The organism is Roseateles aquatilis (assembly GCF_002205645.1).
GTDB lineage: Bacteria > Pseudomonadota > Gammaproteobacteria > Burkholderiales > Burkholderiaceae_C > Roseateles > Roseateles aquatilis.
Genome location: NZ_NIOF01000006.1, coordinates 350,616 through 360,822, shown reverse-complemented (window position 1 = coordinate 360,822; position 10,207 = coordinate 350,616). Strand labels below are relative to the sequence as shown.

At 62.1% G+C, this 10,207-nt stretch carries 6 protein-coding genes; 5 read left to right on the top strand and 1 reads right to left on the bottom strand.

From position 1 onward, the window contains the following. The first annotated feature begins 42 nt into the window (after positions 1-42). Complete coding sequence (locus tag CDN99_RS15925; protein ID WP_088385838.1) at positions 43-1,164, top strand: conjugal transfer protein TraH; 1,122 nt, start codon at positions 43-45, stop codon at positions 1,162-1,164. Between the two features lie 27 nt (positions 1,165-1,191). Next, a complete protein-coding gene (locus CDN99_RS15920; protein ID WP_088385837.1) occupies positions 1,192-4,116 on the top strand; it encodes a conjugal transfer protein TraG N-terminal domain-containing protein in 2,925 nt (974 codons plus the stop codon). A 23-nt stretch (positions 4,117-4,139) separates the two neighbouring features. Here CDN99_RS15920 and CDN99_RS15915 read toward each other — a convergent pair whose 3' ends face one another. Then, on the bottom strand, positions 4,140-4,409 hold the full coding sequence (locus tag CDN99_RS15915; RefSeq protein WP_141100822.1) for a hypothetical protein: 270 nt from the start codon (positions 4,407-4,409) through the stop codon (positions 4,140-4,142). A gap of 69 nt (positions 4,410-4,478) precedes the next feature. On the opposite strand from CDN99_RS15915, the gene CDN99_RS28270 reads away from it, so the two are divergent. The 3 genes from CDN99_RS28270 to CDN99_RS15900 all read left to right on the top strand — a co-directional run bounded on the left by CDN99_RS28270 (position 4,479) and on the right by CDN99_RS15900 (position 10,170). Further along, positions 4,479-5,069, top strand: coding sequence for a hypothetical protein (locus CDN99_RS28270; RefSeq protein ID WP_141100821.1), 591 nt, complete (start codon positions 4,479-4,481; stop codon positions 5,067-5,069). Positions 5,070-5,170: 101 nt separating this feature from the next. Next, positions 5,171-6,193, top strand: a complete 1,023-nt coding sequence (locus CDN99_RS15910) for a S49 family peptidase (protein WP_088385835.1) — start codon at positions 5,171-5,173, stop codon at positions 6,191-6,193. A gap of 515 nt (positions 6,194-6,708) precedes the next feature. Further along, positions 6,709-10,170 (top strand): DEAD/DEAH box helicase, encoded by a 3,462-nt coding sequence (locus CDN99_RS15900; protein ID WP_088385833.1) that lies wholly within the window; start codon positions 6,709-6,711, stop codon positions 10,168-10,170. Positions 10,171-10,207 lie beyond the last annotated feature (37 nt).

Genomic DNA, 10,207 nt, shown 5'->3' with positions numbered 1-10,207 from the left:
GCCTCGATCTTGAATTCTTCTGGGTAGGGTTGCTTGCTTTGCATGGCACCTCCGATTGGGCCTCAGTTTGAGGCTCGAAGGTGTCTACTGGACCCGGGTCGATTCATTGCGCTTGAGGCGGTCTCCCCCTTGTTGGGTGGCTTGACCAAGTGGGCCAAGGGCCTGGAGACGTGGATCAACAACGCTCGAATCAATTCATGCGAAACGGCTACAGCCCTCGTTTCCTCGGCCGCTGAAGCAACGGGCTACGACTCGCAGCGCGCGTGCGCAAAGCTTGCCGTGACGATGGGTGTCGAGGCAGACGTAGACGCCGCGATGCGCCGCTGCGCCTCAGATAGCTCCAGCATCCTCGCCTCTGCACGTAGCAACTCGGATCCCAACATTGCAAACCAAGCTCCCTTCGTGGGTAACCTGACGTGGAAGGCCTTGAAGACTGTCGACACGCTCGACGATCAAGCACGCGAAGTCGTGATGAGCATCCTCGGCACGACCATCTATCACCCGCCTGAATCAAACCGCGACCCCGACAGCATCGGGCCAAGCATCACGACCGTGGCACAACTTCTTTACGGCCAGTCAGATGCCGGCGGAGGCAACATCAATGTGCAACTTCTCAAGTGCAACAACTACACCGAATGCGACGTAGTGACGCGAGGCGATTCAGTTCACGAGCCACTAGTCAAGAAGGTCGAAGTTCTGATGCGAACGATCTCCGACAGCATTCGCACGCGCGCTGCCATCCCGAACAACTCAACTGCGGTCGGGTTCGTCAACTCAACGAGCCTGCCTGTTTGGCGGATGCTATCCGTGGGCAACACGATCCCGGGGTCCGGCCTCGCGGACACCATGATCGGGAACTACAAAGAGGTGATCGCTGCTGACTATGCGTTCACCTTCCTGAGCCAGTTCTCCAACCTCGGCCTCGCCGCTCTGCAGAAGAGATTTCGATTGACTAAGGACCAGCGAGAAACGGCCCTGGAACTGCGCGGCGACGTTCAACGCTTCCTCAATCGACTGCAACAGGAGCAGTCAAACATGTACAAGAAGGTCGCTTCTGTATCAACCGTAGCCGGCGACCTCGAACGGCTTGAACGCAATCTCCGTTCAAACATGTCTGCGCATGTGCTCGACATGCTCGGCTACGCGCACCGCGGAGTTCAATGAAGATTCTGGCGCATTGAGGAGACTCAAATGTGGGAGATCTACGCCTATCACAACAGCGAGAGCCTGTTCGGCATCTTCAATGCGATCGCCGCCATCATGGCCTCGGGCACGTACCTCAGCGCTGTCGCTGCGGTTGCGTTCTGCGGATTCGTCGCCGCGATGGTCGCCTACATGTTCGCGCCGGAGAAGCTTCATGGCTGGAAGTGGATCGGCTCCGTCGTGCTGGTCTATGGTGTGCTCTTCGTTCCTAGAATCTCTGTTGGGATCGTCGACAAGACGGGCGGAACTCCGGTCAAGGTCGTGGCGAATGTCCCATTTGGAATGGCCGCACTGGGGGGGCTTACGAGCTCAATCGGAAACTCGATTACCGAGCTCTTCGAAACCGCCTTTCAAGTCATCCCCGGCTCGGGCTCACTTCCCGCCGAGCTTGCCTACCAGCAGAACGGACTGATGTTTGGCAGCAGGCTTCTCCAAGAAACGCGCCGGACCTCACTTCCCGATCCAGCGGTCAGGACCGATCTGATCAACTTCGTTGGCAACTGCACCGCCTTCGACATCGCTGATGGCACCATCTCTCCGACGACATTTTCAACGTCCGCTGACCTTTGGGCCACCATGGCCGCCACGAATCCAGGCAGGTTCAGCATCGTCACGTCAGGTGCGGGCGTTACTACTGCCACATGCGACCAGGTGTATGCATCCATCAACGCTCGACTTCCTTCGCAGGTGACCGATCTCGCCCAACGTCTCGGGCTGCGCCTCAATCCCACGCTTCCCTCGCTTGCTGCGCAAGCAGCAGTGATGAACCAGATTCCCCAGGCCTACATCAGGAGCCAGATCGCAACGGCATCAGCGACAGCGGCCGATCTCATCCGCCAGAACGCTCTCATCAACGCGATCAACGACTCGGGAGAAATGGGCTGCCAGCGAATCAACGACCCCTCCTGCATGATGTTGGCAACTGGCCGCGCGGCTGCAGTTGCGTCGCAGAACGCCGCTTGGATCAACGGCGCGAAGATTGCTGAGCAGGCACTTCCAGTAGTTCGCAACGTCGCGGAAGCAACCTGCTATGCCGTCTTCCCGTTGGTGGTACTGCTTATGTTCCTGTCCTCCGGGCGAAACACCATCTTGATGCTTGCCGGGTACACGACAGCGTTGATCTCGATTCAGCTTTGGCCGCCCCTTTTTGCGATCTTGAACTACATGGCCAGCATCTACGCCCAACTCGACCAAGCGGCCGCCGCTGAGGTGGGAGGAGGCGTGAAAGCCCTGTCCCTACAGTCGGCTTCGCCCATCTACTCAAACGCGGTCTCGGCTCAGGCAGTCGTGTCCTACCTGGTTATCGGCATTCCGTTCCTGGCCTACTCGCTAGCAAACCGACTCGTGAACTTCGGTACGTCGCTGGTTGGCGGACTATCTGGTCTTCAGTCGACCATCGGCAATGCCTCCGCCTCAGCGGCTGCCGGCAACTCAAGCATGGGCAATGTGTCGATGGATCAGCGAGTCGTCACACCGTCCACATCTAATCCTTGGGTTTCCCGAAGCCAAGACGAACGGGGAAACTGGTGGACCGAAGATGGCGCCGGCCGTAAGGCGGTCACGCTCCTTCGCAACGAGGGCATCACATCACACCAGGTCACCGCTCGGGTCTCCCAGTCGGACGTGGAAGCTGCGAGCAGGACCGCTACGTCGGCAGCTGCGGACGTCGTAAGCGCGGGAACAACCCGTGCCACTACACTGAACGAAGCGCTCAACAGGATTCGTCAACAGACCAGTTCTTCGCGATCTACTGCAGGTCAATCCCTCTCCGGCTACCAAGAGATATCGAAGGCCGCAGAACAGCTGTCCTCAGAGACAAGGCGCATCTCAGCAGAGACAGGCTATGGTGAAGATCAGGTTGCGGGGGCACTGCTGCGATTCAGCGCCATGCCTAGCGCCTACGGAATCGGCGGCGGTGCGGCGGTGGAAAAGAAGTATGGCGTGTCTCTTTCTGAAGCGGAGAAGAAGATCCTCGACCACTCCGACGCCTCGACGTACAGATCAGTGCGCTCATTTGGCGATCGAGCTTCATCCGACCGTTCGTTCCTGAACGCTTTGTCATCCGAGGGAACGGCTGGTAGCAGCCTCGCCTCCTCTCTCACTTCCACTGCCTCCCATGCGGAGAACGCGGAACAGCGCTACACCGAAGCGCTTGCGCGTTCCAACGAAATCAGGCTCGCACATGAACAGGGCCTCGCATATTCGAGAGACCTGGCTGCGGACCCAGCGAACTCGGCGGCAGTTGTCGAATACGAACGCGCTGCCGATCGGTATCGTGGCAGCCCCCAGGCGCTTGCTGCGCACATGGCGTCAATGCTCGGGAACATGTCGTTCACGACCACCAGATTCAGTGGAGGTGCGGCTTTGCCCAGCAGCTTTGATGACATCCACGCGGCACACGTAGCGGGTGCTCAGCGAGGAGTGCTACAGCCCGATTTGTCTGGGATGAAAGGGCACAACGACGCAACTGTCCGTGGAGGGGCTCTTTCGTCGGTCCCGTCAGCCCCTCAAGCTGGCGTTCCCAGGACGCCGCAGATGCCGGTGGTCGATGCCGAAGTGGTCGGACGGCCCGACCTTCTTGATGGAGGGGGACTTCGCACTGATATCGAAACCGGCTTGAACGCCCAACGCCGGCAGAACAGCGAACCGATGGAATCGTTCGACAGCCGCCATGGTCTTGACCGCTCGAAGGGGACGCTGGTGACCCATCAATCGATGGTAGGAAGGACGCTGAGCCGTACGAAGGCTGATGTGGAAACAGCCCTCGAGGATGCTGGGGATGCAGCTCGTCAAGCATTGATCGACGCGAAGGCACGAATCGCCAACAGCCCGCGCCAGCAAGCGATCGACTCGACGCCGGAGGTTCCAGTGATGCGACCAAGCAGCGGAAAGCGCAGGCCGAACAAGCCGTAGGCGGCCTGCTGGCTCCGCGAGGTTTATCGCTCGTCGATAGGGCGACTGATCGACGTGCCCATCCTCACCATCTCGTCGGCCTGCGGATCTGCATCCCACGCGCGACGAGAAGATCCAAGGCGGCGAATGCAGAACACGACGAGATAGCAGAAAAGGACAAACAAAGCGATCCAGCCGAAACCGCCAAAAGCGTCGCCTGCCGACTCAGACTTCGTGGCCGCTGCCTGCGCTCCTTGGACGAACGCGCAACCAGCAACAACGACGCATCGCTCCATCGTCATCGCCTTGATCACTGTGTGCTTCCGGTTACCCATGCTGACAGCACTATATTAACCTTGGCGGCCTGGTCAAGGGAGAACACCATGAAGCTAGCTCGACTCCTCTGCGCCTGGGTGGCAAGCCTGATGACCGTGATGCCATCACAGGCTGTATCCCTGCGCCCAGAAAAGGCCACGGATGGATCGGTGTGCGACCTCGGGCCAAACACGAATGCCGTTCTCGGCCGTCGAACCCTCGTCCCTGGAGATGCAGCCGTAAAGGACCAGGCCGAAGCATATTTCCGCTTGGCAGCCAAATTTGTGCTTGCTAGCTGCGCTCCAGGTCAGATGCTTGTCGTTCATGGTGAGAGCACCGATCCCGTCGATGCAGCGTCGCTTCCCCAACTGGCCAACTCAGCTTGCGTGGTGGCAGAGGTCAAACGCGCTGAAGTTCCGTTCACCTACAGCGGTAGGACACGCGCGGGGTTCGAGCTTCGCTGCCATTTATTGAAGCTCGACGAACTCGCAAAGCGACTGATGGAAGCGGAGACGTCAGATCCCACGGCGTCTCTCTACTCACGGATGGCGGGCACCGCTACGCCTGCCAACGCGAGCAACCAGCAGCCACCGAAGAACGATTGCAACAAGGTCACGCTCGGAACCCTGGTTCAGGGTGGATCCAAAGACTGCAAGTAGTCCGGTCCCGTTAGTGGCTGGTCGTCACCCCGGATTCTCGCTGGCGAGCTCTATAGCTCGACTCCTATCGTGGGGTGTTACCTCACCTACGGAGCGCGACCATGCAACCACACGACTCAGCTGCAGCCGGTATTGCGTCTACCCCTCAGCCCGATCTGCCGCCCAACGTCCTCCTCGAGCTGGTCCGCGAGATGCGCGGGCAGCGCGAGTCTTTCGACCACGGTCAGCGCTTGGCCGCCGCGGAGCGCAAGTCTGAGCGCCGATGGCGCATGCTGTTTCAGGCGCTGGTCTTCGGTATGCCGGTGCTTCTCGGGATCCTCTACTTCCTTTTCTTCCTGAGTTCCACCGGGTTCCGCTGGGGCCCGTTCGGCGATGTCGTCGGCATCGTGCGAATCGAGGGCGCGATCGGATCAAACGAGCACGCTTCCGCGGAGGCGATCGTTCCACTGCTGGAGAAGGCATTCGCCAACGTCAACGTCAAAGCCGTCATCCTCTCCATCGACAGCCCCGGGGGAGCCCCGGTGGAGTCCGAGAGGATCTACACCGCGATCGGCAGCTTGAAGAAGAAGCATCCGAAGCCGGTTGTGGCTGTGATCAACAACATCGGCGCGAGCGCGGCCTTCATGATCGCCCTGCACGCCGACAAGATCGTGGCCGGCAAGTATTCGCTCGTGGGATCGATCGGCGCCATCATGGCGCCATGGCAGTTCGACCGCGCCATTGCCAAGGTTGACGTGAGCCAGCGGGTCTACGCATCAGGCAAGCTGAAGGCGTTTCTCAACCCCTTCACGCCCGTCACGCCCGAAGTCGACTCCAAGGCGCAGCGCCTCGTCGACCAGTTGGGACTGGCCTTCCTCGATGAGGTCAAGGCCAAGCGCGGTGCTCGCCTGAAGCAGGGCGTCGATGTGGCAACCGGAGAAGTCTGGCCGGGACCGGAGGCAAAGGAACTAGGACTGGTTGACGCCGTCGGCACGATCGACGAGTACGTTGCCGCGAACTATGGCGTGCGCGCCTATGACTTCGGCCCCACCAACCAGAGCATGCCCCTGTTGGGTCGGACACTGCAGGACGTCCTGGTCGGCGCCGCACAGCGGCTGTCCCACGTCGTTCCCGAGGTGCGTTGAGCGCCGATCCCCCAGACCGGCCGCAGGAGGCTAGCAGTAGTCTCAGGGCGCCCGTCTGGGCCATCCCGATCCTCTCGGCATATTTCGTTGCCGTCGCCCCTCAGAATAGCCTGCGGCACCTTGACGACGCGGCATTCCAACGCGTGGCGCGCGGCTGCGACGTCTTCATGTTGACCACCACAGCCGCTGGACTGCTGCTGGCCTTCACCCTCCTCCCGTCGAGCACCGGTCATGCCCTGCTCCTCGGGAGCTCGATTTGGGGTTTGCTGGCGCTGCTGAGCATCGGACGCACCGTATCCGCGGAACGGCGTCGCCGGGCCGCCCGCTCGCGCTGAGCGCAATCTGTCACCGGCGCCGGCAGCCCCCACGTGGTCAGCTCCGCTGGCCCAACGTTGTCCGTCAAGGTACGCTGCTTCCCGAGGCTGCTAAAAACCGCGTGAGTGCGCACGGATACTCGTCAGGTATCCGAAGTTTGGAGAGCAGTCAGCCATACCAAGATTGGAAGGGAGCGGCAGTTGGACAGACAACTCCGTGGTGCGCCGTCGGCGGACCACATCAGCGTACTGAGCTACTGGCACAAGATCGAGTTCTTCATCCCCTTCGACCTGCAGCGCCAGGTGCTTGAAGGAAAGGACGCCGAGTGGAACGTCCGCTTGATTTCAGCGGCGCAGCTCGCGCGGATGTCGCCCGAGGCACTTTGGTCTGCCCCGGTCCCTGACGGCCGGAAGCTCTCCGGCTTCGACGTCTTTCTCGGCGTGTTCGACAAGGCGGAGTTGGCCGAGGTCACCCACCGCGTCATCAGCGAGACGCTCAGCCCTGACGAGTCCTTCGACCAGGACGAACGCGGCGAACTGGAGGGCCTGACCTGCAGCGCCAGGATCCGCGTGGGCGCCGATGGCTCGCCGATGCTCGATGAACTCTCTGTGTCCACCGTACCCTGGGCGCTCGGGCGCATCGCCCAGCAGGGTCTTGCCGGCCTCGACTTCGCAGCATTCAGGGAGGACCTGGAACTGCTGAAGCGCGAGGTGAGGACTTTCCGTGCGACGTTCGCCGGATTGCCTGCGCCTGCCGGACAGGACTCGAGACCGCTGACCGCTGCTGACCTGGCCGCGCTGCTGGAGATCATTTCCGCCTGGTCAAGCTACAGCCCGTCCGGCGACGACCCCAGGACTCCGGTGCTTGTCCTGAAAGCCAAGAGCGTCGAGGACAAGTCCCCCGCCGAAGGCCATGCGTCCAAATCGGCTGGCGCGCCGGGCAGTGGCACAGAGGACGACGAAGACGATGGCGACGCCCCGCTGGGCGACACCGAGATCAACATCCTCAATAGCTTCTTCGCCGAGGACATTGCACGCGCGATCTCGTCCATCGAACAGGGTACGGCCGGCGCGGCGCTGCGCGCCTACCTGACACCGCTGGACCAGTCGCAGCGAGTCGACCTGTACCAGCCTGCAGGCCTCAACACGGTCTCGGAACGGCTGCGGCACAAGCACCTGATCGGCGGCCATTGGCCTGACAAGCCTGCGCATGCCATGAGCCTGATGCAGCAGTTCGCCATCAACAGCATCTTCGACGAGTTGGCCAACGACGGGATCTTCTCGGTGAATGGGCCGCCCGGAACCGGCAAGACCACCCTGCTGCGGGACATCTTTGCCGAGAACATCGTCCGTCGGGCGCGCGCCTTGAGCAGATGCTCGACCGCCGGCGATGCGTTCCAGCGCGAGCGCTTGTCGGTCTCGTTCGAGGGCGTATCCGATTGCTGGGTGTCCGTCTTGAAGGATGAACTGGTGGGCTTCGAGATGGTGGTGGCGTCTTCGAACAACGCCGCGGTGGAGAACATCTCCAGGGACCTTCCCAAGAACAAGTCTCTCGGCAAGCAACCCAAGCAGGATGACGCGGGATGGCGAGCACCGTCCGGTGAGGCCAAGGTCGGGTATCTGGAACCCGTCGCGCGCAACCTGTTGGAGAGGAACAGCAAGGGTGGCTACGACATCCCCGACTCCGATGACCAAGCCTGGGGGTTGATCGCCTGTGCACTGGGCAACAAGCGCAATCGCGACGTCTTCGTTCGCGGCATCAGCTTCGCAGGCCCCAAGGGCAAGGAGAAGCCGCCCAGAGGGTTCGACCCCGGGCGTCATCAAAGCATCTGGAACTGGCGCGAGCGATATGCCGGTGTCAGCTTCGCCGAAGCGAAGCGCGCGTTCGCAGCCGCTGACTATGCTTTTGGGCAATTGGTGAGCAAGCTGGATCGCTACGCGAGGTTGAGCCGAGAACTCTTCGGTGTCTCGCAGGAGCCGTTCACTGCCGTCGCGGCCAGCGAGTTGGCCGCGGCCACGCGAGCGCGGGATGCTGAGGATGCCGCCTTCGAACTGCTCGACGAGGAGTTCTTGCTGAGCGGCCGCCAACTGGACCTGTTGAAGACCGAAGAGGGCTTGATCGAAAAGCGCCGTCCTAGCCGGTGGGAGCGCGTGCGTGACTGGTCGGCGAAGAAGGCTCACGATGCGGAGCTGGACGCCAACCGGGAACAGCAACGGAAATGGATCCGCCGGCGCTACGACGTAGAGCCGTCGCACACTGCCGCCAAGCGCTCGCTGCACCAGGCTCGGTCCAAAGTATCGACGGCCGAAGCGGCACTGTCCACGCGCCAACTGGAATGGAAGGCGGCGATGCAGCAACTGCAGGACCTGGCCCGCGAGTTCCCTCAGGCCGCGCACCCTTCGCGCCTGGCCGAGCTGGACGAAGATGAATGGCAAATCAGCGGTGTGTGGCGCAGCGACTTGCTGAACGCGAAGCGCTCTGAACTCTTCGTCGCGGCGCTCCAGTTGCACGAAGCATGGCTCGCGGAAGTACTGAAGACCGGCCGTGGCTTCGGGGGCAATCTCGTCGCGCTGTGCCACCTGCTGGACGGCAAGCGGCTGCTGGACACCAAGGCGGCGCTGCCGATCTGGCGCAGCCTGTTCATGCTCGTCCCGGTCGTCTCTAGCACGTTCGCATCTTTCGCACGGCAATTCCGCCTCCTCGGCCCCAATTCGCTGGGCTGGCTCTTCATCGACGAAGCCGGCCAAGCCGTGCCACAGGCCGCCGTGGGCGCACTGTGGCGCGCCCGCAGGGCTGTGGTCGTTGGCGACCCGCTGCAGATCGAACCGGTTTTCACGGTGCCCATCAAGCTGCTCGAGGCGCTGGAGAAGACCAGCGGACTGCCGGCAGAGATGGCGGTCGCGCCTCACCAGACCTCCGTCCAGAAGCTCGCCGATGACGCGAATGCGCTCGGGGCCACTATCAGCACCGGCGGCACCAGCCAGTGGATCGGCAGTCCCCTGCGCGTCCATAGGCGTTGCGTGGACCCGATGTTCTCGATCACCAACCAGATCGCCTACGACGGCAAGATGATCTTCTTCGAGCCGCAAGATCCGGCCGCACGGCTACCACCAGAAGACAGCCTCGACATCGGTCCCAGCGCATGGGTTCATGTGGCGGGTCCAGCCATCGACAAGCAGGTGGTCCTCGGCCAGGTCGACCTGGTGCAGGATGCCGTGCTCACGCTGTTCGCACGTACCGGCAGGCTCCCACCGATCTACATCATCTCGCCCTTCAAGCGGATCAGGGGAGCACTGCTCGATCGTCTGTCGAAGCTGGACCCGTGGAGACAGGTCGCCGGTGGGCGCTTCCAGCCGCCCAGGTCCGGCGAACTGCGCGAGTGGTGCAAGGGCCGCATCGGCACCGTGCACACCTTTCAGGGCAAGGAAGAGACCATCGTGTGGCTGGTCCTCGGCTGCGACGGTCGCACCATCGGCGCGGCGCAGTGGGCCGCCAGCAAGCCGAATCTGCTGAACGTCGCCGTCACGCGCGCGAAGCACCGATGCGTCCTGATCGGCGATGCTGCTTTGTGGGGTGGCTTGCGCAACTTCACGGCGGCCCACGCGGACCGACTGCCTCGGATCACTCCACAGCAGTTCCTGCGGAGCATCGGCCAGCCGTAGCCTCTCGGGGGGGCTCACACCCTGTGCGAGCCACCGC